Source organism: Citrobacter amalonaticus, assembly GCF_002918555.1.
Taxonomy (GTDB): Bacteria; Pseudomonadota; Gammaproteobacteria; order Enterobacterales; family Enterobacteriaceae; genus Citrobacter_C; species Citrobacter_C amalonaticus_A.
Window position 1 is genome coordinate 114040 of record NZ_PQMB01000003.1, and the last position, 25097, is coordinate 139136.

At 52.0% G+C, this 25097-nt stretch carries 29 protein-coding genes; 23 read left to right on the forward strand and 6 right to left on the reverse strand.

All coding sequences use genetic code 11. From position 1 onward, the window contains the following. Nucleotide 1 precedes the first annotated feature (1 nt). The 4 genes from C3432_RS13050 to C3432_RS13065 all read left to right on the forward strand — a co-directional run bounded on the left by C3432_RS13050 (nucleotide 2) and on the right by C3432_RS13065 (nucleotide 3932). Nucleotides 2-907: a D-alanine--D-alanine ligase gene (locus C3432_RS13050; RefSeq protein ID WP_103777052.1), complete on the forward strand. Its 906-nt coding sequence runs from the start codon at nucleotides 2-4 to the stop codon at nucleotides 905-907. A gap of 56 nt (nucleotides 908-963) precedes the next feature. After that, a complete protein-coding gene (locus tag C3432_RS13055; RefSeq protein WP_103777053.1) occupies nucleotides 964-1623 on the forward strand; it encodes a GntR family transcriptional regulator in 660 nt (219 codons plus the stop codon). Nucleotides 1624-1944: 321 nt separating this feature from the next. Further along, nucleotides 1945-3384: a pyruvate kinase gene (pyk, locus tag C3432_RS13060; RefSeq protein ID WP_374755474.1), complete on the forward strand. Its 1440-nt coding sequence runs from the start codon at nucleotides 1945-1947 to the stop codon at nucleotides 3382-3384. After that, nucleotides 3381-3932, forward strand: coding sequence for a GNAT family N-acetyltransferase (locus tag C3432_RS13065; protein ID WP_103777055.1), 552 nt, complete (start codon nucleotides 3381-3383; stop codon nucleotides 3930-3932). The genes pyk and C3432_RS13065 overlap by 4 nt, the downstream gene beginning before the upstream one ends. Before the next feature lie 50 nt (nucleotides 3933-3982). Here the strand turns inward: C3432_RS13065 and lysM are convergent, their stop codons facing one another. Together lysM and C3432_RS13075 are read right to left on the reverse strand one after the other, a co-directional pair. Then, nucleotides 3983-4429: a peptidoglycan-binding protein LysM gene (gene lysM / locus C3432_RS13070; protein WP_103777056.1), complete on the reverse strand. Its 447-nt coding sequence runs from the start codon at nucleotides 4427-4429 to the stop codon at nucleotides 3983-3985. A 96-nt stretch (nucleotides 4430-4525) separates the two neighbouring features. Next, nucleotides 4526-4684 carry a YqaE/Pmp3 family membrane protein gene (locus C3432_RS13075; RefSeq protein ID WP_103777057.1) on the reverse strand — a complete coding sequence of 53 codons (159 nt, stop codon included), beginning with the start codon at nucleotides 4682-4684 and terminating at the stop codon, nucleotides 4526-4528. Between the two features lie 176 nt (nucleotides 4685-4860). Here C3432_RS13075 and C3432_RS13080 point away from each other — a divergent pair, with 176 nt between their 5' ends. The 3 genes from C3432_RS13080 (at nucleotide 4861) to C3432_RS13090 (ending at nucleotide 5980) form a co-directional block, all read left to right on the forward strand. Continuing rightward, on the forward strand, nucleotides 4861-5160 hold the full coding sequence (locus tag C3432_RS13080; protein ID WP_103777058.1) for an ArsR/SmtB family transcription factor: 300 nt from the start codon (nucleotides 4861-4863) through the stop codon (nucleotides 5158-5160). Nucleotides 5161-5169: 9 nt separating this feature from the next. Continuing rightward, nucleotides 5170-5694: a rhodanese family protein gene (locus C3432_RS13085; protein WP_103777059.1), complete on the forward strand. Its 525-nt coding sequence runs from the start codon at nucleotides 5170-5172 to the stop codon at nucleotides 5692-5694. Between the two features lie 106 nt (nucleotides 5695-5800). Then, nucleotides 5801-5980: a hypothetical protein gene (locus tag C3432_RS13090; RefSeq protein WP_103777060.1), complete on the forward strand. Its 180-nt coding sequence runs from the start codon at nucleotides 5801-5803 to the stop codon at nucleotides 5978-5980. Between the two features lie 36 nt (nucleotides 5981-6016). Here the strand turns inward: C3432_RS13090 and stpA are convergent, their stop codons facing one another. Then, nucleotides 6017-6418, reverse strand: coding sequence for a DNA-binding protein StpA (gene stpA, locus C3432_RS13095; RefSeq protein WP_103777061.1), 402 nt, complete (start codon nucleotides 6416-6418; stop codon nucleotides 6017-6019). 778 nt (nucleotides 6419-7196) lie between these two features. Between stpA and alaE the strand changes: the two genes are divergently transcribed. Beyond that, the gene (alaE, locus tag C3432_RS13100; RefSeq protein ID WP_103777062.1) at nucleotides 7197-7646 is read left to right on the forward strand and encodes an L-alanine exporter AlaE; all 450 of its coding nucleotides are present in this window, start codon (nucleotides 7197-7199) and stop codon (nucleotides 7644-7646) included. A 33-nt stretch (nucleotides 7647-7679) separates the two neighbouring features. On the opposite strand, the gene C3432_RS13105 is transcribed toward alaE, so the two are convergent. Continuing rightward, nucleotides 7680-8021 (reverse strand): DUF2002 family protein, encoded by a 342-nt coding sequence (locus C3432_RS13105; RefSeq protein ID WP_103777063.1) that lies wholly within the window; start codon nucleotides 8019-8021, stop codon nucleotides 7680-7682. A gap of 161 nt (nucleotides 8022-8182) precedes the next feature. Here C3432_RS13105 and C3432_RS13110 point away from each other — a divergent pair, with 161 nt between their 5' ends. Next, nucleotides 8183-8509: a DUF883 domain-containing protein gene (locus tag C3432_RS13110; protein WP_103777064.1), complete on the forward strand. Its 327-nt coding sequence runs from the start codon at nucleotides 8183-8185 to the stop codon at nucleotides 8507-8509. 53 nt (nucleotides 8510-8562) lie between these two features. On the opposite strand, the gene pdxR is transcribed toward C3432_RS13110, so the two are convergent. Beyond that, nucleotides 8563-9897: a MocR-like pyridoxine biosynthesis transcription factor PdxR gene (gene pdxR / locus C3432_RS13115; RefSeq protein WP_103777065.1), complete on the reverse strand. Its 1335-nt coding sequence runs from the start codon at nucleotides 9895-9897 to the stop codon at nucleotides 8563-8565. Between the two features lie 88 nt (nucleotides 9898-9985). On the opposite strand from pdxR, the gene C3432_RS13120 reads away from it, so the two are divergent. The 14 genes from C3432_RS13120 (at nucleotide 9986) to emrB (ending at nucleotide 24229) form a co-directional block, all read left to right on the forward strand. Then, nucleotides 9986-10417, forward strand: a complete 432-nt coding sequence (locus C3432_RS13120) for a carboxymuconolactone decarboxylase family protein (RefSeq protein WP_103777066.1) — start codon at nucleotides 9986-9988, stop codon at nucleotides 10415-10417. Nucleotides 10418-10721: 304 nt separating this feature from the next. Continuing rightward, entirely contained in the window at nucleotides 10722-10967 is a 246-nt protein-coding gene (gene nrdH, locus C3432_RS13125; RefSeq protein ID WP_103777067.1) for a glutaredoxin-like protein NrdH, read from the forward strand. Continuing rightward, a complete protein-coding gene (nrdI, locus tag C3432_RS13130; RefSeq protein ID WP_103777068.1) occupies nucleotides 10964-11374 on the forward strand; it encodes a class Ib ribonucleoside-diphosphate reductase assembly flavoprotein NrdI in 411 nt (136 codons plus the stop codon). Before nrdH ends, nrdI begins: the two co-directional genes overlap by 4 nt. Beyond that, entirely contained in the window at nucleotides 11347-13491 is a 2145-nt protein-coding gene (nrdE, locus tag C3432_RS13135) for a class 1b ribonucleoside-diphosphate reductase subunit alpha (RefSeq protein ID WP_103777069.1), read from the forward strand. Before nrdI ends, nrdE begins: the two co-directional genes overlap by 28 nt. A 10-nt stretch (nucleotides 13492-13501) precedes the next feature. Continuing rightward, entirely contained in the window at nucleotides 13502-14461 is a 960-nt protein-coding gene (gene nrdF / locus C3432_RS13140) for a class 1b ribonucleoside-diphosphate reductase subunit beta (protein ID WP_103777070.1), read from the forward strand. A gap of 355 nt (nucleotides 14462-14816) precedes the next feature. Next, nucleotides 14817-16019: a glycine betaine/L-proline ABC transporter ATP-binding protein ProV gene (gene proV, locus C3432_RS13150; RefSeq protein WP_103777071.1), complete on the forward strand. Its 1203-nt coding sequence runs from the start codon at nucleotides 14817-14819 to the stop codon at nucleotides 16017-16019. Beyond that, nucleotides 16012-17076, forward strand: coding sequence for a glycine betaine/L-proline ABC transporter permease ProW (gene proW, locus C3432_RS13155; protein ID WP_103777072.1), 1065 nt, complete (start codon nucleotides 16012-16014; stop codon nucleotides 17074-17076). Before proV ends, proW begins: the two co-directional genes overlap by 8 nt. Before the next feature lie 159 nt (nucleotides 17077-17235). After that, the gene (proX, locus tag C3432_RS13160) at nucleotides 17236-18231 is read left to right on the forward strand and encodes a glycine betaine/L-proline ABC transporter substrate-binding protein ProX (protein WP_103777073.1); all 996 of its coding nucleotides are present in this window, start codon (nucleotides 17236-17238) and stop codon (nucleotides 18229-18231) included. A gap of 146 nt (nucleotides 18232-18377) precedes the next feature. Then, nucleotides 18378-19562, forward strand: coding sequence for an MFS transporter (locus C3432_RS13165; protein WP_103777074.1), 1185 nt, complete (start codon nucleotides 18378-18380; stop codon nucleotides 19560-19562). Nucleotides 19563-19686: 124 nt separating this feature from the next. Beyond that, nucleotides 19687-20424, forward strand: a complete 738-nt coding sequence (locus C3432_RS13170; protein ID WP_103777075.1) for an AzlC family ABC transporter permease — start codon at nucleotides 19687-19689, stop codon at nucleotides 20422-20424. Continuing rightward, entirely contained in the window at nucleotides 20414-20749 is a 336-nt protein-coding gene (gene ygaH, locus C3432_RS13175) for an L-valine transporter subunit YgaH (protein ID WP_103777076.1), read from the forward strand. Before C3432_RS13170 ends, ygaH begins: the two co-directional genes overlap by 11 nt. A gap of 90 nt (nucleotides 20750-20839) precedes the next feature. After that, nucleotides 20840-21370 carry a transcriptional repressor MprA gene (gene mprA, locus C3432_RS13180; RefSeq protein ID WP_103777077.1) on the forward strand — a complete coding sequence of 177 codons (531 nt, stop codon included), beginning with the start codon at nucleotides 20840-20842 and terminating at the stop codon, nucleotides 21368-21370. A 125-nt stretch (nucleotides 21371-21495) separates the two neighbouring features. Continuing rightward, nucleotides 21496-22668 (forward strand): multidrug efflux MFS transporter periplasmic adaptor subunit EmrA, encoded by a 1173-nt coding sequence (emrA, locus tag C3432_RS13185; RefSeq protein ID WP_103777078.1) that lies wholly within the window; start codon nucleotides 21496-21498, stop codon nucleotides 22666-22668. A gap of 16 nt (nucleotides 22669-22684) precedes the next feature. Continuing rightward, nucleotides 22685-24229, forward strand: a complete 1545-nt coding sequence (gene emrB / locus C3432_RS13190) for a multidrug efflux MFS transporter permease subunit EmrB (protein WP_103777079.1) — start codon at nucleotides 22685-22687, stop codon at nucleotides 24227-24229. Between the two features lie 246 nt (nucleotides 24230-24475). On the opposite strand, the gene luxS is transcribed toward emrB, so the two are convergent. Next, entirely contained in the window at nucleotides 24476-24991 is a 516-nt protein-coding gene (gene luxS / locus C3432_RS13195; protein ID WP_103777080.1) for an S-ribosylhomocysteine lyase, read from the reverse strand. Nucleotides 24992-25097: the final 106 nt, after the last annotated feature.

A 25097-nucleotide genomic window follows, 5' to 3' on the forward strand; every position in this document is an offset into this window, starting at 1 on the left:
GATGAAAAAAGTTCTTGTTCTGTGTGGTGGAATATCCAAAGAAAGAGACATTTCAATAATTACAGGAAATGCCTGCGCCGCAGCACTCAAAGAGGCAGGGTATGACACGCATATCATTGATGTAGACAGAACACTGCCTGAAAAATTGAAACTCATAAACCCGGATGTCTGCTTTAATGCCTTACACGGCCCCTACGGGGAAGATGGCTCCGTTCAGGGACTGCTTAATATCATGGGGATACCTTACACTCACTCCGGAGTCGCGGCGTCATCCATTGCTATGGATAAAATAAAGACCAAAACGATTGCTCGCCAGTATGGTATTCACGTTGCAGAAGATCAGCTTGTCGATTACGCCACCTATAAATCGATGACGATTCCTTTTCCTTATGTTCTCAAACCTGTTAACGATGGTTCCAGTATTGCGACATATATTTTTCGGGATCCCGACGCAGAAAAATTATCCGCGCAGGCATGGACCTATAACTGCCACGCGATGATTGAAAAATATATAAAGGGCAGAGAATTAACGGTAACGGTTTTTATGAATAAGCCTGTAACCGTGACAGAAATAGTACCGGCCACAGATCATCAGTTTTACAATTACCAGGCAAAATACGAAACCGGCGGTTCTTTACACAGCTTACCTGCTGACATTCCAGATCACACTTTCAATATCTGTATGGAAAATGCGTTAACTCTGCATAATTTATTAGGATGTCGGGGAATAAGCCGTTCTGATTTTATACTGGACGAAAATACAGGCGACGTCTTTTTTCTTGAGATCAATACGCAACCTGGAATGACGCCAACTTCACTGGTTCCGGAACAGCTCGCCTGGGCAGGAATTAGCTTTACGCAACTGGTGTCTCTGCTGGTTGACGAGGCAACAATAGATGTGCTTTAGCTGACTAAATCGTGTACAATTGGGTCATATCTGGACGAAAAAGATGTAATAATTTTATGAACATAAACCCAATCGTAAAAATGCCGGCCGAAGAACAAGCGACAAATGCATTGCGCGAGTTCATTGTTTCGGGCCAGATTCCTCAAGGTACACGTATTACGGAAGCAATGTTGTCCGAAAAGTTAAACCTGTCGCGTTCAACGGTGAGAACAGCACTTCACCTGCTGACGCGCGAAGGTTTAGTCAGATTAAAACCTTATTCGGGATGGATGATAACCATGTTAACCGAAAAAGATATCTGGGAATTATGTACGCTGCGTTCAGCAATTGAACGGCTGGGGGCGCGTCTGGCTGCGGAGTTTATTGATGCCAATAACAACAGTGAGAGATTAAAATTGGCCTTTAAACATTTTACTCAAACATGTGCCAGCAATGATTATGCCACCATTGCAGAGAGCGATCTTGGTCTTCATGAAGTCATTATTGAACTATCGGGAAATCAACGCCTCCAGGAACAATATAAGTTGATAAAGCGACAAACGCTTCTGTTTATACGCTCGAGCAATGACTTAATTCCTGACAGCACTGAAATACTCAATCAACATAAACCGATTGTTGAAGCAATCCTTTCAGGAAACATTGAACTGGCGGGTAAATTATCTGAGGAACATAATATAGAAGAAGGCAAGAAGCTTATTTCAAATATCGCCATGTAAGAGCCTGGCTACCCGGCGTTACTGGCGCTGGCAGTTACGACCAGCGCACAGCCACCGGCGCGTACACGGAGTACGTGAGGATGATTCGCAACGCTCACCCTTCGGACCGCAGCAAGCGGCGTGCAAAACGCTGTCGGGTTTTGTGTGAGCCCTGCCCCGGTTCAAAATAGCAGGCAAAATAGCCTGACGGAACAGGTTCTAATTCTCTTATTAAAAATATGCCCGGATATTTCTTTCTGAGCATATAAAATATGATACAACAGCCCTTTGTATTTATTTACAAGGATAGCACTCATCTTATATTTAGGGGTTATTATGGAAATTCAACACAATTACCGTCGGACAAAAATTGTCGCTACATTAGGTCCTGCAACGGATAATGACAGTAAACTCGAAGAGTTACTTGCATCAGGCGTCAACGTTGTCAGACTAAATTTCTCCCACGGCTCGGCTCAGGATCATATTAAGAGAGCGCAAAAAGTACGTCTCATTGCAGAAAAACAACAGTGCTATATTTCTATTATGGCTGACCTGCAAGGCCCGAAGATTCGCATATCCAGCTTTGCGGATGGCAAAGTGACATTGACTCAAGGACAAATGTTTATTCTGGACGTTAAACTTCCTCCCGGTGAAGGTAATAACACAATAGTGGGGTGTGATTACCGTGAATTACCGAATGAAGTCTCCAGGGATGATCTGCTGCTTCTTGATGATGGCAGAATTCAACTTCGCGTCACTGATATCAAAGGAGACCAGGTCATTACGGTGGTTATTTTAGGTGGACTTTTATCCAATCATAAGGGTTTAAATAAACAGGGAGGCGGCTTATCTGCTGACGCTCTTACGCCCAAAGATAAGGAAGATATAATGACCGCAGCCCATATTGGTGTCGACTATCTGGCCGTGTCATTTGTAAAATCTCCCGGCGACGTTGAACTGGCTCGTCGCCTCATGCGGCATGCCGGTTGTGATGCACACATAGTTTCTAAAATTGAACGCGCAGAAGTCGTCAGTAATGATGAGACAATGCAGGCCATCATACAGGCTTCCGATGCGATCATGGTTGCCCGAGGCGATCTGGGTGTGGAGATAGGCGATCCGCAACTGGTTGCGGTACAAAAGAAATTGATCGACAAAGCCTGCCGTCTTAACAGAGCGGTTATTACCGCAACGCAAATGATGGAATCGATGATTGAAAACGCCATGCCGACGCGTGCCGAAGTCATGGACGTGGCGAATGCCGTCATTGACAGAACCGATGCCGTCATGTTGTCCGCAGAAACAGCGACAGGGAATTATCCTGTAGAAACGGTACGCGCAATGTCCTCGGTGTGTATTGGTGCAGAATCCATTCCCTCGGTTCAAATTTCAAATCATCGTCTCGATGGAAAATTTGACAGTATTGAAGATGCTATTGCGATGGCTTCGATGTACGTGGCTAACCATCTCTGTGGAATTAAAGCGGTTGTCGCAATGACCGAATCAGGGAGAACAGCGCTTCTTATGTCACGCATCAGTTCGGGGATCCCTGTGTATGCCTTCTCCCGCCATCGCAGTACGCTCAATCGCGTGGCTTTGTACCGCGGCGTCACCCCCGTCCTTTATGAACACAGTACGAAGGACGTGGATGCCGCAATGGATGTGCTACGAATGCTAAAAGAGCGGAACCTTGCCCAACCAGGAGATCGCGTGATCGTCACGCAAGGCGATATTTTGGATCTGGTTGGTTCCACTAACACCTGTCGGATTCTGACAGTATGAGTCACCCGTTGGGCAACAACAGTCCGTTTCCGACCATTCTCAGTCACAGGCTGTTGTTACGCCCTTTCACAATCAGGGATATCGACGACGTTAAAAATGCGCTTTCACAACCTGAAACCACCCACTGGCTTCAGCACGTTCCTTATCCCTATACTTCCTGCGACGCTGCTGCCTGGATAGCAAATCATCCACAAGCCTGGCGTCGCGGCGTGTCGCTGGAACTGGCTATTGAGGAAAAAAACACCCAGCAATTGGTGGGAACAATAGGTTTATTTGAACTCAGGCAAAAGAACAATTATTTGGGTTATTGGCTGGCGCCGCAGTATTGGGGGAAAGGCTATTGTTGTGAAGCCGCGCTCGCCCTGGCGCAATGGGGTTTTGAGCAATTGTCTCTCAGCACACTCAGGGGACGCTGTGTAAGAGAAAATATCCGCTCAGCGCGTACCTTACAAAGAATGGGCATGACTCTTGAGAAGATTGAGTATCACTCCCGACTTATTAACGGCACCCTGCATGATGTAATGTGCTACAAGATGCCTCCAGACTAACCCGACGATGTCAGTGGTCGGGTCAGGTATATGCCAAAATCTCTTATGGATTATTCCGGAATACGTAATACCTGCCCGGGATAGATTTTGTCCGGGCTTTTGAGCATTGGCTTATTGGCCTCAAAGATTTTGTTATACAGGCTGGAATTACCGTAAACCTGTTTCGAAATGGCGCTTAGCGTATCACCGGATTTAACGGTATAAAATTGACTTTCCGCTGCTGGCGCAGTGGTTTTCACCTCGTCCTCAACGCTGGCAATACCGGCAATATTACCGACGGCAATCAGGATTTTCTCTTTCGCTTCCTGGCTTAAGCCATCACCTGTGACGGTCGCCTTACCGTCAGCAATTTGTACGTTCACTTTATCGGCATCCGGGATACCGGTTTTATTCAGGTGCTCCTGCACCTTCTTCGCCAGGTCGTCTTTATCATGATTGCCGGTGACGGCATCCCAAAGTTTTTCCCCGGCATCTTTTACAAAATTGAAAAGTCCCATATCCACCTCAGCTGTCAATAATAAACACTCCAAAAGTGTAGCAGAGGGAAACGGATCCATGAGACAGCGGCACCATGATGCCGCTGTGGCGAGAGGTTAGCTGCGGGTTTGGATCCAGAAGGCATGGATCAGCCCGGGGATATAGCCCAGCAGCGTCAGAATGATATTAAGAATAAATGCCCAGCCGAACCCCTTACCAAGAAGCACACCCAGCGGGGGTAAAATGATCGTGAAAACAATTCTCCAGAAACCCATATCTTTTTCCTACAAGCAAAAGTTAATCATTGTTTAAAAAGAGATTTTATCTCTAAGCGTAGTTATTTTAGCGAAGTTCGCCAGTTTACCTTCGCACGTTTACCCTCTTTTACGTGCTTTACGCTGCCCTACATTTACTTTAGACTTTACTTAATTAAGCAACTTCTAAAATAAATATGACAGAACTCGAACAACTTCAGGCCAGCGCAGAACAGGCGGCGACCCTGCTCAAAGCAATGAGTCATCCGAAACGTCTGCTGATCCTGTGCATGCTGTGCGGTTCACCCGGCACCAGCGCGGGCGAACTGGCGCGAGCCACCGGGCTTAGCCCGTCAGCCACATCACAACATCTGGCAAAAATGCGCGAAGAGGGGCTGATCGACAGTCAGCGCGATGCACAGCGTATTCTCTACTTTATTAAAAATGCGGCGGTGAACTCGCTCATTGCCACACTAAAAACCGTTTACTGCCCATAAGGAGCGATCATGACCGCCAGGACACTTTCCCCGCGCGATGCGCAGGCGTTAATCGCGCAAGGCGCGACGCTGATTGATATCCGTGATGCAGATGAATATCTGCGTGAACATATTCTCCAGGCAAAGCTGGCGCCATTGAGCGCGCTTGAACAAGGGATCTTCCCTGATAATCTCAGCGCCGGGCAGGTCATCTTCCAGTGTCAGTCCGGGAAACGTACGCAAAACAATGCGGCAAAACTACAGGCCATTGCAGCACCGGCCCCGGTCTGGCTGCTGGAAGGCGGTATCGACGGCTGGAAAGCCGCCGGGTTGCCGGTTGAAACAGATAAATCTCAGCCGCTACCGCTGATGCGTCAGGTACAGATTGCCGCCGGTGGACTCACGCTGCTCGGCGTGGCGCTGGGCTATGCTGTTAATAGTGGCTTCTTCCTGCTCAGCGCCTTCGTCGGCGCCGGGCTGATGGTTGCCGGAGTGACAGGTTTTTGCGGTATGGCGCGACTGCTCGACAGGATGCCCTGGAATCGACGGACTTAGAGCCTGGTGGACCCGCCCCATATTGAGCGGTAACCCATAAAACAGCGCTGCACCTGCCATCGGGTGTGGTCTAAGATAAATTTTACAATTAAGAGAGGAGGACGGAATGTTTCAACCTGGCGATCTGGTTCAACCGCGTATGGGCGGACCAAAACTCAAAGTGATTGAAGTGAATGATGATGAAATTGTGGCTGAACAAGTCAGCAATGCAAGCGGCGAAAAATTCACCCTGAAAGTAGCAGATGTCACGCCATATAGTGAAGACGGCGACTTCGGCGTCTGCTGAAAATAAGCGGTGAGGCCACCCTCACCGCCATTCGGATTAAATCAGAAAATCATCCAGCGATTTACCCGCCGCCAGTGCCTGAGCAATCGCTTTTGGCGTACGTCCCTGGCCAGTCCATGTTTTTGCCTCACCGTTAAAATCGGTATAGCGATATTTTGCCGGACGCGGCTGACGTTTATTACCCGTGCGAGCAACAGCGACATCGCCTCCTAACAACTCTTCCGGATTAATGCCTTCGGCTTTTATCAACTCCAGCCAGGTATTAATTTTCTCCTGCTGCTCTGCGCGCAGACGCTGTTGCTGTTCTTCTTCTTCACGTCTTTCTTTAGTGACAACCCTGAATTTTTCGAGCATTTCTTCAAGGACGTCAATGGAGAATTCGCGAGCCATTGCACGGAGTGAACGGATATTATTTAAGCTCTGTAACGTTAAGTTCATAATAGTCAAAACCTTTTAACACAACAACCAAAAGAAGGTATTACAGGACGTAGTGTATTAGATTAAAAAATATTTTTCCAGTCTCTTTAATTTATCCAGATATTATCACATGAATAAGCCCTTAAATTATTTCTCTGCGGTGCCAGTGATTATATTCATATCACATGTGAAAATCCGCTTTAAATAAAGAAGGCAGACGGAAATAGTTACAAAATATTATTAGCGCAATCATGCATATTTACTCAAGAAAAACGAATTCTCAGTCAGCAGATAATGGCGAAACTTCATGCTACTAAACAGGGTTTTTTAGCATTTAAAATGCTAAAAACAGGATAATCACCGTACCAGGCGAATTCTCTGCCATTTCTGGCGCTTTTTAAAACCACGCCTGAAAATACCGAAAAAAGAAAAATAGCTAATGCATTGTTTTACAAATAAAAAAATTTAAAAAAGAACGAAAAACCTGCATCGCATAAAAAACAGACAACACCAGAGCATTTTATCTACAAAAAAGTAAAAAATAAAAATTTTTAACTAGTTGATAGTTATTATCCAGCGATATACCCTATGCGCATAGGTATACAGCAACTTAAACCACTAATTAAAACCGTTTGGCACCGATATTTTCCCTTTTTACACTCAACATCATTCGGGTTGCGGGAAAAAACGGCGTAGTCGTTTTGAACAGCGCTTACGCTGGCCCCTGAGGGGCGAAGCCCAGGGATGGAGCGGGTACACCCACAACCTGAAGTATAACGAGTATATAAGGAGTATTAGCATGTTCTCACCGCAGTCACGCTTGCGTCACGCCGTAGCAGACACGTTTGCGATGGTTGTTTACTGTTCAGTCGTGAACATGCTGATCGAGATATTCCTCTCCGGGATGACCTTTGAACAATCGCTTTCCTCCAGACTGGTTGCCATTCCGGTGAATATTCTAATCGCATGGCCATACGGCATGTATCGTGATTTCTTTATGCGCGCTGCGCGTAAAGTAAGCCCTGCAGGCTGGGCAAAAAACCTGGCGGACGTGCTGGCCTATGTCACCTTCCAGTCCCCGGTCTATGTCGCAATTTTGCTAACAGTCGGCGCGGACTGGCATCAGATTATGGCAGCGGTAAGTTCGAATATCGTGGTTTCAATGCTGATGGGGGCGGCTTATGGGTATTTCCTGGATTATTGCCGCCGCCTGTTCAAGGTCAGCAGCTATCATCAGGCAAAAGCGTGATATAACATCGCGACTGGCGTGGCCAGTCGCCTTTCAGATTTCGCCAAAAAGTCCATTCAGATAACGTTCAAGTGCAATCCGCGAACTAAATCCGTGCGGAATACCGTAATGCTCGTGAGTTTCCCCGGCTAAATAAAGCGGGAAATGTTGATAATGATCGCAGGTTTTAATATCTGACGCCGGTTCTGCCAGCGACGAACTGCGTTCTTTTAAGGTTGGATGAATCACCAGGGCAGTACGTCCCATACGCGCTTCACGATTAACATAAACATAATTTTCGCCACGTCGATAACCGTACGTTTTCTGTGTCACCACATCTACGGTAAATCCCACTTTTTCAAGAACGCGCGCCACCTCATCAGGTCGTAAATACATATATTATCCTCGTTATCTTTTACAGCGGGCTTACCTTACCTGATTCAGCATTAGCAACGCTTTCAGAAAAGTCCATAAACGCGCGATAACGCCGTGACACAACTCTGAAGTTAAAAATATGCGCTAAGCTTAAGGTCACAGTTAAATCAATGGAGGATCATATGTTTAACAAACAGAACCGGAACGACGTTGATGAAGGCGTGCAGGATATTCAGAACGATGTCAGTCAATTAGCTGACAGCCTTGAAGAGGTTCTGAAATCCTGGGGAAGCGATGCCAAAGACGAAGCCGACGCCGCACGACGCAAAGCGCAGGCGCTGCTGAAGGAGACCCGGGCGCGGATGCACGGTCGTTCTCGCGTTCAGCAGACCGCACGAGATGCCGTAGGTTACGCAGATACATTTGTGCGGGAAAAACCCTGGTGTAGCGTCGGGACCGCAGCGGCGGTCGGTATTTTTGTCGGTGCCCTGCTGGGTATGCGCCGCTAACCAAAGTGATGACAATGACACCCCTTCTCCCCCGTGAGCCTGCTCCGGGGGTTTTACACGATGGCCTGGCGAAGCTGCCGCGCAACCTGTTCCGCCATTTCAGCGCTGGTGATGTTAGTAAAAGAGAGTAGCATCCCCCCCTGCCCCGTTGATTTTATTCGCCAGCAGCTTAGCGCCTGAACCGCCAGTCCGGCTTTATTGGCCTTGCGCACCAGCGCAACATCATCGCCGTCTACCCAGATAACCAACTGTATGCCCCCTTCCTGCGGCGCCACCTTAAATCCCTGCTCCGTTAGCGCCTGGGCTATCCATTGTCTTCGCCCGGCATAGTGTTGACGCATCTTTTTCAGGTGTCGCCAGAAATGGCCGTCGCGCATAAAATCCGCCAGCGTTAACTGCCATAACACCGGAACGGTACAGGCGATCAGGGCAGCCTGCTGACGGAAACGGGCCACCTGGTCAACCGGCACCACCAGCCACGCGGTGCGCAAAGCCGGAAAGAGCGATTTGCTGAACGTTCCGGCATAAATCACCCGCTGTGGGGCATCCAGGCTTTTCAGCGGCGGCAACGGTTTACCCTGGTAACGAAACTCGCTGTCGTAATCATCTTCAATAATCCATGAACGGGCAGCGTCAGCCCACGCCAGCAATTGATGCCGTCGGGTTAACGACAGCGCGGTACCCAGTGGACTTTGATGCGCAGGCGTGAGCAGCGCAAAGCGGGCATCCGGGTAATCACCCGTTCCGGCGGCAACATCCAGCCCGTCCTTATCAACCGCCACCGGCAGCAGGCGTACGCCTTCCCGCTCGATAATCGGTCGAATCAATGGAAAACCCGGATCTTCCATCCACATGCCGTCACCCGGCTGCGCCAGAGAACGCAAAATTAACATCACGGAAGAGGCATAGCCGGAGGTGATAAACACCTGTTCCGGTACACACTCAATGCTGCGTGAGATCCGCAAATAGTCAACGATCGCCTCCCGCAGCGCGGCTTCCCCGCACACATCCCCCAGTGCCAGATCGAATCGCGTCTGGGTACGCAAACGCCGCCCCATTACCCGCGCCCAGACCTCACGTGGAAAGAGATCCAACGCCGGTAATCCCATCTGGAACGGCTGCGGCGTGTGGCTTTCTCCGGCAAAAACAACGGGGCTCGTCGGCGTTTGCTGGGGGTGCAAGCGCCCGCTGACAAACGTTCCGGCCTGACCGCGTCGTTCCAGCCAGCCCTGCGCCACCAGCTCAGCGTAGGTATTTTCAACCGTCGAACGTGAAACACCCAGCTCCTGAGACCAGGTCCGGCTGGAGGGGAGTCTTGCGCCTGGCTTTAGTTCACCTTGCTCAATGGCTGTTTTTAACTGGCGGGCGATTTGCTGATAGCGGGGCATATGGTCTGCTTTTTTTATCAAAATATGGCTCTCTTTGGCAGTCCATTATAGTGCTACATTGCGGGACATCCAAACGAGGAGAAATACCATGACGACGTTACGCCAGCCTTACTATGAACTCAGCCCTGAAGTCTACAGCGCCCTCGGGCAGGCAAAAAAAGCGCTGGAGAATGGCGCCCTGGATACCACGCTGATGGAGTTGATCTTCCTGCGTATTTCGCAGATCAACGGCTGCGCATTTTGTCTGGAAATGCACAGCAAAGCGCTGCGTAAATCAGGTGTTGAACAGTGCAAACTGGACGCGCTGGCAGGCTGGCGGGTCAGTCATCACTTTAGCGCTCAGGAGCAGGCCGCTCTGGCATGGGCGGAATCGCTGACGGATATTGCCAGAACCCACGCCGAGGAGGAGGTTTACCAGCCGCTGCTCGATCATTTCAGCCCCCATGAAATCAGCGATCTGACGTTTGCAATTAGCCTGATGAACTGCTTTAACCGCCTGGCGATCGGGATGAGAATGTAAATTCCCTTGCCGGATGGCGACGTAAACGCCTTGCCCGGCCTACAGGTCGGCTTTAGCCGCTCACACCCTATTCTGGGTTCAACATCCCCCCTGGCCCGATTAGCGTCAGCGCCATCGGGCAACGTTTCACCCAATTCCTCCCTTCCCCGCTGAGCTCATCCGTGGGGAGCAATCAATCTAAAAATCCCATATCTTGTATGGTTGAAAATTAATTCATCTACATCTAGTATTCTCTCTGTCAAGACACACACAACCCGACGCGTATTATCGCGCCGTCGTTTAATTTTAAATGGAAATACGAATCATGCGCATTACTATTTACACTCGCAATAACTGTGTTCAGTGCCATGCCACTAAGCGGGCGATGGAAAGCCGCGGATTTGAGTTTGAGATGGTGAACGTCGACCAGGTGCCGGACGCGGCTGAAACCCTGCGCGCCCAGGGTTTTCGCCAGTTACCGGTGGTCATTGCCGGAGAAACCCGCTGGTCAGGGTTCCGTCCGGACATGATTAACCGGTTGCATCCTGAACCTCGCGTGGCCGGCGCATGAGCCAGCTCGTCTACTTCTCCAGCAGCTCCGAAAATACGCACCGCTTTATGCAGCGTCTGGGGCTGCCCGCCATTCGCATCCCGCTGAATGAACGAGAACGTATTCAGGTAGATGAACCGTACATTCTGGTTGTGCCCTCTTACGGCGGCGGCGGCACAGCAGGCGCGGTCCCGCGACAGGTGATCCGCTTTTTAAATGATGAACACAACCGGGCGTTAATTCGCGGCGTCATCGCCTCCGGCAATCGCAACTTCGGCGAGGCTTACGGTCGCGCTGGCGAAGCGATCGCGCAGAAATGCGCCGTCCCCTGGCTGTATCGCTTTGAACTGATGGGAACGCAAAGCGACATCATCAACGTACGAAAAGGAGTGAGCGAATTTTGGCAACGACAACCGCAGAACGCGTAATGCAGGAAACGACGGATTTCCACGCCCTGAACGCCATGCTGAATCTGTACGACAAAGCAGGCCACATTCAGTTCGACAAAGATAAACAGGCGGTGAACGCGTTCTTCGCTTCCCATGTTCACCCTAACTCCATCGTTTTTGCCAGTCAGGAGGAGCGTCTGGACAGGCTTGTAAGCGAAGGTTATTACGACGAAAGCGTTCTGAGTCGGTACGATCGCGTTTTTGTGGTGAAACTGTTTGCTCACGCCCACGCCAGCGGCTTTCGTTTCCAGACCTTTCTCGGCGCCTGGAAGTTCTACACCAGCTACACGCTGAAAACCTTTGATGGCAAACGCTATCTGGAACACTTTGAAGACCGGGTCGTGATGGTTGCGCTGACCCTGGCGCAGGGTGACGAAACGCTGGCAACCCGGTTGACCGATGAGATGCTTTCCGGTCGTTTCCAGCCCGCCACGCCAACCTTCCTCAACTGCGGCAAGCAGCAGCGCGGCGAACTGGTGTCCTGCTTCCTGCTGCGCATCGAAGATAATATGGAGTCGATTGGCCGGGCGGTTAACTCCGCGCTCCAGCTTTCCAAACGCGGCGGCGGGGTAGCGTTTCTGCTTTCTAATCTGCGGGAAGCCGGAGCGCCGATTAAGCGTATTGAAAACCAGTCCTCCGGCGTGATCCCCGTCATGAAAATGCTGGAAGATGCTTTTTCTTATGCGAACCAGCTTGGCGCGCGTCAGGGGGCTGGCGCGGTATATCTGCACGCCCATCATCCGGATATTCTGCGTTTTATCGATACCAAACGTGAGAATGCCGACGAAAAGATCCGCATCAAAACGCTCTCGCTCGGCGTGGTGATCCCGGATATCACTTTCCGTCTGGCGAAAGAAAATGGGCAGATGGCGCTGTTCTCACCGTATGACGTGGAGCGCATCTACGGTAAACCGTTCGGGGATATTGCCATCAGCGAGCTGTACGACGAGCTGGTCGCCGATACGCGCGTGCGTAAAAAGTACATTAATGCCCGCGATTTCTTCCAGACCCTGGCGGAAATCCAGTTTGAATCCGGGTATCCCTATATCATGTTCGAAGACACGGTTAACCGCGCCAGCCCGATTGCCGGTCGCATCAATATGAGCAACCTGTGCTCGGAGATTTTGCAGGTCAACAGCGCCTCCACTTACGACGATAATCTCGATTATGCGCAGACCGGGCGCGATATTTCCTGCAATCTCGGTTCGCTGAACATTGCCCACACCATGGATTCCCCCGACTTTGCTCAGACGGTTGCCACCGCCATTCGCGGCCTGACGGCCGTTTCGGACATGAGCCATATTCGCAGCGTGCCGTCTGTTGAAGCGGGCAACGCAGCATCCCACGCCGTCGGCCTCGGCCAGATGAATCTGCATGGCTACCTGGCGCGGGAAGGCATTGCTTACGGTTCGCCCGAAGGACTGGATTTCACCAACCTCTATTTTTACACCATCACCTGGCATGCGCTTCATACCTCAATGCTGCTGGCGAAAGAGCGCGGTCAGACCTTCGCTGGCTTTAAGCACTCACGCTACGCCAGTGGTGAATATTTTGCCCAGTACGTAGAGAGCGACTGGCAGCCGAAAACGGAGAAAGTCCGGGGGCTGTTTGCCCGTAGCGGCATCGTGCTACCCACGCGCGAAATGTGGTTGCAACTGCGGGATGACGTGATGCGCTACGGCATTTACAACCAGAACCTGCAGGCGGTTCCTCCAACCGGTTCGATCTCTTATATCAACCATGCCACCTCCAGCATCCACCCGATAGTCTCGAAAGTGGAGATTCGCAAAGAGGGGAAAATCGGACGCGTTTACTACCCGGCTCCGTTTATGACCAATGAAAACCTGGATATGTATCAGGACGCCTACGAAATTGGCCCGGAAAAGATTATCGATACCTACGCTGAGGCCACACGCCACGTCGACCAGGGGCTTTCGTTAACGCTGTTTTTCCCGGATACCGCAACGACTCGCGATATCAATAAGGCGCAGATCTACGCCTGGCGAAAAGGCATCAAGACGCTGTACTACATCCGACTGCGCCAGCTGGCGCTGGAAGGGACCGAAATAGAAGGCTGCGTGTCATGCGCGCTGTAAGGAGAGCAGAATGAAACTATCCCGCGTGAGCGCCATCAACTGGAACAAAATTCAGGATGATAAAGATCTGGAGGTGTGGAACCGCCTGACCAGTAACTTCTGGCTACCGGAAAAAGTACCGTTGTCGAATGATATCCCGGCCTGGCAGACGTTAAGCGAGGCGGAAAAGCAGCTTACCATCCGCGTCTTTACCGGGCTGACGCTGCTCGACACGATTCAGAATATCGCCGGAGCGCCGTTGCTAATGGCGGATTCGTTAACTCCACATGAAGAGGCGGTGATGTCGAATATCAGCTTCATGGAGGCGGTGCATGCCCGCTCCTACAGTTCGATCTTCTCCACCCTTTGTCAGACCAGCGATGTGGATGCGGCCTACGCCTGGAGTGAAGAGAACGCGCCATTGCAGCGTAAGTCGCAAATTATCCTTGAACATTACGCCAGCGACGAGCCGTTAAAGAAGAAGATCGCCAGCGTATTTCTGGAATCATTCCTGTTCTATTCCGGCTTCTGGCTACCCATGTATTTCTCCAGCCGCGGTAAGTTAACCAACACCGCCGATTTGATTCGCCTGATTATTCGCGATGAAGCGGTTCACGGTTATTACATCGGTTATAAGTATCAAAAAGGTCTGGAGAAACTGCCGGAAAGCGCACGTGAAGAACTGAAGAATTTTGCTCTTGACCTGCTGATGGATCTTTATGACAACGAAGCCCGTTATACGGAAGAACTGTATGCGCAAACCGGCTGGGTTGACGATGTGAAAGCGTTCCTCTGCTACAACGCCAATAAGGCGCTGATGAACCTGGGTTACGAAGCGCTGTTCCCGGCAGAAATGGCCGACGTGAACCCGGCAATTCTGGCTGCGCTTTCGCCGGGTGCCGATGAAAATCACGATTTCTTCTCCGGTTCAGGTTCGTCTTACGTGATAGGTAAGGCGGTCGACACCGAAGATGATGACTGGAATTTCTGATACCTGACATTATGGGGAATATCATTACTATATTTTGGCTAATATTTTAAGCCGGTTCCCTTTTTATCACACGATTATTCTGGTGTGATCTACACTCAATATCTGACGCATTATTCGCCTGAATTTCAGCAATTCAGGCGCATTTGCAGTGGTCCTTACAAAAAATATTACCTGACGCGCATTCGCCCTCAGCCCTTAGAGCATGGGAAGCTCCGGCAAATCCCCCCATGGAATATTTTCCCGATGAGCACATTCAGGGTTGTCTCAGATTCTCAGTATGTTAGGGTAGGAAAAGGTAACTATTTCTATCGGGTATTATATCGACATATATAAATAACAGGAATCTTTCTATTGCATGGCAATTAAATTAGAAGTTAAAAATCTATATAAAGTATTTGGAGAGCATCCACAACGCGCCTTCAAATATATTGAAAAGGGACATTCGAAAGAGCAAATTCTGGAAAAAACAGGGCTATCGCTTGGCGTAAAAGACGCCAGTCTGGCCATTGAAGAAGGCGAGATATTTGTCATCATGGGATTATCCGGTTCGGGTAAATCCACAATGGTACGCCTTCTCAATCGCCTGATTGAACCCACCCGCGGACAGGTACTGATCGACGGCGTCGATATCGCCAAAATATCGGATGCCGAACTCCGCGAGGTGCGCAGAAAAAAGATTGCGATGGTATTCCAGTCATTTGCGCTAATGCCACATATGACCGTTCTGGACAATACGGCATTTGGCATGGAATTAGCCGGTGTTTCTGCTGAGCAACGTCGCGAAAAAGCGCTGGAAGCATTACGCCAGGTGGGTCTGGAAAATTACGCTCACGGATATCCGGATGAACTTTCCGGTGGGATGCGTCAGCGTGTCGGTCTTGCCCGCGCATTAGCGATTAACCCGGACATCTTATTAATGGACGAAGCCTTCTCAGCGCTGGATCCCTTAATTCGCACCGAAATGCAGGATGAGCTGGTAAAACTACAGGCAAAACATCAGCGCACCGTGGTCTTTATTTCCCACGATCTGGATGAAGCGATGCGCATTGGCGACAGGATTGCCATTATGCAAAATGGTGAAGTGGTACAGGTCGGCACACCGGATGAAATTCTCAATAATCCGGCAAATGATTATGTCCGCACCTTCTTCCGCGGCGTCGATATTAGCCAGGTGTTCAGCGCAAAGGATATTGCCCGTCGTAGCCCTGTCGGACTGATTCGCAAAACGCCAGGTTTCGGCCCTCGTTCCGCCCTGAAATTATTGCAGAATGAAGACCGGGAATATGGCTACGTTATTGAGCGCGATAACAGGTTTGTCGGCGTGGTGTCGATTGACTCCTTAAAAGCGGCGCTCAGCCAGGCGCAGAGTATTGACGGAGCCTTGATCGGCGAGCCGATGGCCGTAGATGCGCAAACCCCTCTGAGCGAACTGCTCTCTCACGTTGGCCAGGCCCCGTGCGCGGTGCCGGTTGTCGATGAAGAACAACAGTATGTCGGGATTATTTCAAAACGCATGCTGCTACAGGCTTTAGATCGCGAGGGAACAAATAATGGCTGATCAATCTTCTCCGTGGGATACCGCACCCGCGGCCGATAGCGCCGCACAATCCGCTGACGCCTGGGGCACGCCAACCGGCACCCCCGCAGACGGCGGCAGTGCCGACTGGCTGACCAGCGCCCCCGCGCCGGCGCCAGAGCATTTCAACATTATGGATCCGTTCCATAAGACGCTGATCCCGCTGGATAGCTGGGTCACCGAAGGGATCGACTGGGTGGTGACCCATTTCCGTCCCGTCTTCCAGGGCATTCGTGTTCCGGTGGATTATATTCTTAACGGTTTCCAGCAGATGCTGTTGGGTATGCCGGCCCCGGTGGCAATCATTATTTTTGCGCTGATCGCCTGGCAAATTTCCGGTGTCGGAATGGGGGTCGCTACCCTGATCTCGCTGATCGCTATTGGCGCTATTGGTGCCTGGTCGCAGGCGATGATCACGCTGGCCCTGGTGCTGACCGCCCTGCTGTTCTGCGTGATCATCGGCCTGCCGATGGGGATCTGGCTGGCCCGCAGTCCGCGAGCGGCGAAGATTGTTCGCCCGCTGCTGGATGCGATGCAGACGACGCCAGCGTTCGTTTATCTGGTGCCGATTGTCATGCTGTTCGGTATCGGTAACGTCCCCGGCGTGGTCGTGACCATTATCTTCGCCCTGCCGCCGATGGTTCGTCTGACAATTCTTGGGATTAACCAGGTTCCGGCGGATCTGATTGAGGCTTCGCGCTCGTTCGGTGCCAGCCCGCGTCAGATGTTGTTCAAAGTACAGTTACCGCTGGCGATGCCCACCATTATGGCGGGCGTCAACCAGACGCTGATGCTTGCGCTCTCCATGGTTGTCATCGCCTCCATGATTGCCGTCGGCGGGCTTGGGCAGATGGTGCTACGTGGGATCGGCCGTCTCGATATGGGGCTGGCTACCGTTGGCGGGGTCGGTATTGTGATCCTCGCCATCATCCTGGACCGCCTGACCCAGGCCGTGGGCCGCGATTCGCGCAGCCGTGGTAACCGTCGCTGGTACACCACCGGTCCGGTGGGTCTGCTGACCCGCCCTTTCATCAAGTAATTCACCTGTCGCCCGGTCGCATTATGGCTTGCCGGGCATACAACTCATAAACTTTACACAGAATCATTCACGCCGCGTCCAGGCCGCAGGTGACAAAGATGAATGCGCCCGGCCAACGCAGAAGCCGCGTGAAGAATGAAGTGTATTAAAGGAACAACGATGCGACAGAATCTAATCATTGCCACAGCGTTTGCCACCCTTGTCTCTACCAGCGCCTGGGCTTCCGACCAGCCAGGTAAAGGCATTACCATACAACCGATACAGAGCACCATCACAGAAGAAACCTTCCAGACGCTGCTGGTCAGTCGTGCGCTGGAAAAACTGGGTTACACCGTTAATAAGCCCAGTGAAGTCGACTACAACGTGGGCTACACCTCCATTGCCTCTGGCGATGCCACGTTCACCGCCGTGAACTGGCAACCGCTGCATGATGATATGTATGCTGCTGCGGGCGGAGATAAAAAGTTTTATCGCGAGGGGGTATTTGTCACCGGTGCCGCGCAGGGTTATCTGATCGACAAAAAAACCGCAGAGCAGTACAAAATCACCAATATCGCTCAGCTCAAAGATCCGAAAATCGCCAAAATCTTTGATACTAACGGCGATGGAAAAGCAGACATGATGGGCTGTTCTCCAGGCTGGGGCTGCGAAGCAGTCATCAACCACCAGAACAAAGCCTTCGATCTGGCTAAAACCGTCGACGTCAGCCACGGTAACTATGCTGCGATGATGGCTGACACCATTACCCGCTTTAAAGAAGGCAAGCCCATTCTGTACTACACCTGGACCCCGTACTGGGTGAGCGATGTCATGAAGCCGGGTAAAGATGTGGTCTGGCTGCAAGTACCGTTCTCCTCTCTGCCGGGTGAGCAGAAAGATATCGATACCAGACTGCCGAACGGCGCGAACTATGGCTTCCCGGTAAACACCATGCACATCGTGGCAAATCTTGCCTGGGCAGAGAAAAACCCGGCAGCGGCGAAGCTGTTTGCCATCATGAAACTGCCGCTGGCGGATATCAACGCACAGAACGCAATGATGCATGCCGGTAAAGCGACTGAGGCAGACATCCAGGGTCACGTTGACGGCTGGATCAAAGCCCACCAGCCGCAGTTTGACGGCTGGGTGAAAGAGGCGCTGGCCGCACAGAAATAATCTTTTCAGCCGGGGACGCACGGTTCCCGGCATCCTGCCCTCTTCCCCAACCGCACAATCCACCACGCAACAATCCCCCTCCCGCCACAAACATCCGCTATTATTTATTTCCCTGGAAATCACTTCCCGACTCACGATTACAAATCATGACCAAACCCACTCACGGGCTTAGCCCGGCGCTGATTGTTTTAATGTCTGTGGCAACCGGTCTGGCCGTCGCCAGCAACTATTATGCGCAGCCGCTTCTCGACACCATCGCAAACAATTTCTCGCTTTCCGCCACTTCGGCAGGCTTTATCGTCACCGCCGCACAGTTGGGCTACGCCGCCGGGCTACTGTTTCTGGTACCGCTCGGCGATATGTTCGAACGTCGGACGCTGATCGTTTCTATGACGCTACTGGCGGCAGGCGGGATGCTTATCACCGCCAGCAGCCAGTCGCTGACGATGATGATCCTGGGTACCGCACTGACAGGGCTGTTCTCCGTCGTCGCCCAGATTCTGGTACCGCTGGCCGCCACGCTCGCCACGCCGGATAAGCGCGGTAAAGTGGTTGGTACCATTATGAGCGGTCTGCTGCTGGGGATCCTGCTGGCGCGAACCATCGCCGGGCTTCTGGCGAGTCTTGGCGGCTGGCGGACGGTCTTCTGGGTTGCCTCGGCGCTGATGGCTCTGATGGCCCTTGCCCTGTGGCGCGGTTTGCCGAAGGTCAAATCCCGGACGCATCTCAACTATCCGCAGCTGCTGGGTTCGGTATTCAGCCTGTTTATTCACGATAAACTCCTACGCACCCGCGCGATGCTGGGCTGCCTGACGTTCGCCAACTTCAGCATTCTCTGGACCTCGATGGCCTTTTTACTCGCTGGCGCGCCGTTTAACTATTCCGAAGGGATAATTGGCCTGTTCGGTCTGGCAGGCGCTGCCGGTGCGCTGGGCGCGCGTCCAGCGGGTGGTCTTACGGATAAAGGGAAATCCCATCTCACTACCACCATCGGCCTGCTGCTGCTGTTGCTCTCCTGGCTGGCTATCTGGTTCGGACATACTTCGGTCGTGGCGTTAATCATCGGCATTCTGGTCCTGGATCTCACCGTTCAGGGCGTGCATATCACCAACCAGACGGTGATTTATCGTCTCCATCCGGACGCCCGTAACCGTCTCACGGCGGGTTATATGACCAGCTACTTTATCGGCGGTGCCGCCGGTTCGTTGATTTCGGCCTCCGCCTGGCAGCATGCTGGCTGGGCGGGTGTTTGTCTGGCAGGTACGACCGTTGCCCTGGCCAACCTGCTGGTCTGGTGGCGAGGTTTTCACCGTCAGGAAGCCGCAATTTAAGCGGTTAGCAAGCGTTTACGTCTGTTTGGACTCCTTAGGTTGTTAAGGAGTCCCGCAGTCTGTTAAGGTTACAGGATTCATTTATTCTGATTATTTTATTATCGGTAACAACGCGCGACATCCTATGGAAATCCCTGCTCCCCAGTCCGAACCCAGCCCTGCATCCTTCACGGAAGGATTTAAAGACAGTTTACCGATAGTTATCAGTTATATTCCGGTCGCTTTTGCGTTTGGACTTAATGCCACAAAACTGGGATTCACTCCTGCTGAAAGCGTCTTTTTCTCCTGCATTATTTATGCTGGCGCCAGCCAGTTCGTTATTACCACCATGCTCGCCGCGGGCAGTACCTTATGGGTCGCCGCACTCACCGTTATGGCAATGGACGTACGCCATGTGCTGTACGGTCCCTCTTTGCGCAGCCGCATCATCCAGCGCCTCAGTAAACCTAAAACCGCCCTGTGGGCATTTGGCCTCACCGACGAAGTGTTTGCCGCCGCCACCGCGAAGCTGGTGCGCGACAACCGTCGCTGGAGTGAAAACTGGATGACTGGCATCGCCTTATGCTCCTGGGCCTCCTGGGTTTTCGGCACAATTATTGGTGCCTTCTCCGGCAGTGGATTGTTGAACGGGTATCCGGCGGTGGAGGCGGCATTAGGTTTTATGCTGCCCGCGCTGTTTATGAGCTTCCTGCTCGCATCATTCCAGCGCAAACAGTCGCTGTGCGTCACGGCAGCCTTAACCGGTGCGCTGGCTGGCGTGATACTTTTTTCTATTCCTGCGGCGATTCTCGCAGGGATCGTCTGCGGATGCCTGACGGCGCTGCTCCAGTCTTTCTGGCAAGGAGCGCCCGATGAGTTATGACGTTTTGCTACTGGGCCTGCTGGTCGGTGGCGTTAATTATTGTTTTCGCTATCTGCCACTACGCCTGAGAGTCGCCAGTACCCGACCGACCCGGCGGGGACCGACTGGCGTATTACTCGACACTATCGGCATAGCATCAATTTGCGCCCTGCTGGTGGTGTCTACCGCACCGGAAGTGATGCACGACGCCCGTCGGTTTGCGCCAACTCTGGTGGGGTTTGCTGTGCTGGGTGCAAGCTTCTATAAAACTCGCAGCATTATCATTCCAACGTTATTGAGTGCTCTGGGCTATGGACTGGCCTGGAAAATGCTGACGATTATATAGATTGAAGGAATAATTTTAATTTAATAATACATTTACTTTATTTGTCACTGTCGTTACTATATCGGCTGAAATTAATGAGGTCATGCCCAAATGGATAGTTCGTTTACGCCCATTGAACAAATGCTAAAATTTCGCGCCAGCCGCCACGAAGAATTTCCGTATCAGGAGATCCTTCTGACCCGACTCTGTATGCATATGCAGGGCAAGTTGCTGGAAAACCGCAATAAAATGCTGAAGGCTCAGGGGATTAACGAGACGTTGTTTATGGCGTTGATTACGCTGGAGTCTCAGGAAAATCACAGCATTCAGCCATCTGAACTGAGCTGCGCGTTGGGTTCATCCCGTACCAACGCGACACGTATTGCCGATGAGTTAGAAAAACGCGGCTGGATCGAGCGTCGTGAAAGCGACAACGACCGTCGCTGCCTGCATCTGCAGCTGACTGACAAAGGTCACGCGTTTTTGCGCGAGGTTCTGCCACCGCAGCACCATTGCCTGCATCAACTCTGGTCCGCCCTCAGCATTGCTGAAAAAGATCAACTTGAGCACATCACCCGTAAGCTACTGACCCGTCTCGACCAGATGGATCAGGATGGCGCTATTCTTGAGGCGCTACGCTAACGCGTCGACACGCTCAAAAATCCAGATTGATAAAAAGAAAACTGACTGGCCAGCACTCAACCTGCTGGCCTTTCTGACAAACAAGTCGGCTCAGCCGATGTGAGAATAAGATCGTGGAGAACAACATGAGCGCAAATGCGGAGACTCAAACCCCGCAGCAACCGGTGAAGAAGAACGGTAAACGTAAACGTATGCTGATCATTCTCACCTTGCTCTTTATTACTATTGCCGTGGCATATGGGATCTATTGGTTTTTGGTACTGCGTCATATCGAAGAGACGGATGATGCGTACGTGGCAGGAAACCAGGTACAAATTATGGCTCAGGTATCGGGCAGCGTGACGAAAGTCTGGGCCGATAATACTGACTTTGTAAAAAAAGGCGACGTACTGGTTACGCTTGATCAAACAGATGCGAAACAGGCATTTGAAAAAGCCAAAACCGCGCTGGCCTCCAGCGTGCGCCAGACTCACCAGTTGATGATCAACAGCAAACAGCTGCAGGCAAGCATTGAGGTGCAGAAAACCGCACTGGCACAGGCGCAAAGCGACTTTAACCGCCGCGTGCCGCTGGGCAACGCCAATCTGATTGGCCGCGAAGAGCTGCAACATGCCCGCGATGCCGTTGCCAGCGCCCAGGCGCAGCTGGATGTTGCTATTCAACAATATAACGCCAATCAGGCGATGATCCTCGGCAGTAAACTGGAAGATCAGCCTGCGGTACAACAGGCGGCGACCGAAGTTCGTAACGCCTGGCTTGCGCTGGAGCGTACTAAAATCGTCAGCCCGATGACCGGCTACGTCTCGCGCCGCGCCGTACAGCCAGGTGCGCAGATTAGCCCGACGACCCCGCTGATGGCGGTGGTTCCCGCGACCAATCTGTGGGTGGATGCTAACTTCAAAGAGACGCAGCTGGCACACATGCGCATTGGCCAACCGGCAACGATTATCAGTGATATTTACGGCGATGATGTGAAATACACCGGTAAAGTCGTCGGCCTTGATATGGGGACAGGTAGCGCCTTCTCCCTGCTCCCGGCGCAGAACGCGACCGGTAACTGGATCAAAGTAGTTCAGCGTCTTCCGGTACGTATCGAACTGGACGCGCAGCAGCTGGCACAGCATCCGCTGCGAATTGGTTTATCAACGCTGGTTACAATTGATACCTCAAATCGCGACGGGCAGGTGCTGGCAAGCCAGGTACGCACCACGCCGGTCTCTGAGAGTAACGCCCGTGAAATCAGCCTTGTTCCGGTCAATAAGCTGATCGAAGAGATTGTGCAGGCCAACGCAGGCTAACGCTGAGGTGCGTGTGATGCAACAGCAAAAACCGCTGGAGGGCGCGCAGCTCGTCATTATGACGATTGCGCTGTCGCTGGCGACATTCATGCAGGTGCTGGACTCCACCATTGCTAACGTGGCGATACCCACTATCGCCGGGAACCTTGGCTCTTCACTGAGCCAGGGGACATGGGTGATCACCTCCTTCGGGGTGGCGAATGCCATCTCAATTCCTGTTACTGGCTGGCTGGCGAAGCGCGTCGGAGAAGTCAAACTGTTCATGTGGTCAACGGTGGCGTTTGCCATTGCCTCGTGGGCGTGCGGCGTTTCCAGCAGCCTGAACATGCTGATCTTCTTCCGCGTGGTTCAGGGGGTGGTTGCCGGGCCGTTGATTCCGCTTTCGCAAAGTCTGCTGCTCAATAACTATCCCCCCGCAAAGCGCTCTATCGCCCTGGCGTTGTGGTCGATGACGGTTATCGTCGCCCCGATTTGCGGCCCGATTCTTGGCGGCTATATCAGCGACAATTACCACTGGGGTTGGATCTTCTTCATCAACGTGCCTATTGGTATTGTGGTGGTGCTGATGACGCTGCAAACCCTGCGTGGTCGTGAAACCCGTACCGAGCAGCGGCGAATTGACGCTATCGGCCTGGCGCTCCTGGTGGTTGGGATCGGCAGTCTGCAAATCATGCTTGATCGTGGGAAGGAGCTGGACTGGTTCGCCTCCCAGGAGGTCATCATTCTGACCGTGGTGGCGGTGGTCGCTATTAGCTTCCTGATTGTCTGGGAGCTGACTGATGATAACCCCATTGTCGATCTCTCGCTCTTTAAGTCGCGAAATTTCACCATCGGCTGTTTGTGTATCAGCCTCGCCTATATGCTCTACTTCGGCGCGATAGTCTTGTTGCCGCAGCTATTGCAGGAGGTGTATGGGTATACCGCGACATGGGCAGGCCTGGCATCCGCTCCGGTTGGGGTGATTCCGGTGATTCTGTCGCCGATTATCGGGCGCTTTGCGCATAAGCTGGATATGCGCAGGCTGGTGACGTTCAGCTTCATCATGTACGCCGTCTGTTTCTACTGGCGCGCATACACCTTCGAACCCGGTATGGATTTCGGCGCATCGGCCTGGCCACAGTTTATTCAGGGCTTTGCCGTGGCGTGCTTCTTTATGCCACTGACCACCATCACGCTCTCCGGCCTTCCGCCTGAGCGTCTGGCGGCGGCATCGAGCTTGTCCAACTTTACGCGAACGCTGGCGGGCTCCATTGGCACATCCATTACCACCACAATGTGGACCAACCGCGAATCCATGCACCATGCCCAGCTGACCGAGTCGGTGAATCCGTACAATCCCAATTCCCAGGCAATGTACGATCAGCTACAGGGATTAGGAATGACGCAGCAGCAGGCTTCCGGCTGGCTGGCCCAACAGATCACGAACCAGGGGCTGATTATCTCCGCGAATGAAATCTTCTGGATGTCGGCGGGGATCTTCCTGGTGTTACTTGGACTGGTCTGGTTTGCCAAACCGCCCTTTGGCGCGGGCGGCGGCGGCGGCGGCGGCGGTGCGCACTAAGCACTAAGATAAAGGGATCTGCGGATCCCTTTTTTATTGCTTACATTCCCTTTTAACCGACCGGATGCGGGAATGATGCGCATGGCAGCGAAACCGGAAGTACCACAACCTGACCTAGCGCACTGCGTGGAGTATCGGGTGGTGGATGTATAAACAAAGCCGGGTAGCGCTAACGCTTACCCGGCTTACAGTTGCTCAGGACCAGGGCCTTAGAAGATGCTTTAGCATCGCCATCCGGCACTCCAGCTAGATGTGCAGTTCCTGAAGTTTCTCTTTCGGCAGAGCCAGCTCGTCATTGCTGTTAATGCGAACATCATGATCCAGGATGTGACGCGCGATATCCTGAGCCTCGCTCAGAGAGTGCATCTGATACGTACCGCACTGATAAACGTTCAGCTCCGGGATCTGATTCTGATCCTGCACTTTCAGTACGTCAGCCATCGCCGCTTTCCACGCATCCGCCACGCGCTGCTCGTCAGGCGTACCAATCAGACTCATATAGAAACCCGTACGGCAGCCCATCGGAGAGATATCGATAATCTCAACGCCGTTGCCGTTCAGGTGGTTACGCATAAAACCTGCGAACAGGTGTTCCAGCGTATGAATCCCCTTTTCCGGCATCACTTCTTTATTAGGGATGCAGAAACGCAGATCAAACACGGTAATGGCATCGCCATGCGGGGTGTTCATCGTTTTGGCGACACGAACAGCAGGTGCTTCCATCCGGGTATGATCGACAGTGAAGCTATCTAACAACGGCATTTAGCCACCTCCGATAATTTTTTTAAAATAAACTGAACTCTTTATTCCGGGGCGAGTCTGAGTATATGAAAGACGCGCATTTGTTATCATCATCCCTGTTTTCAGA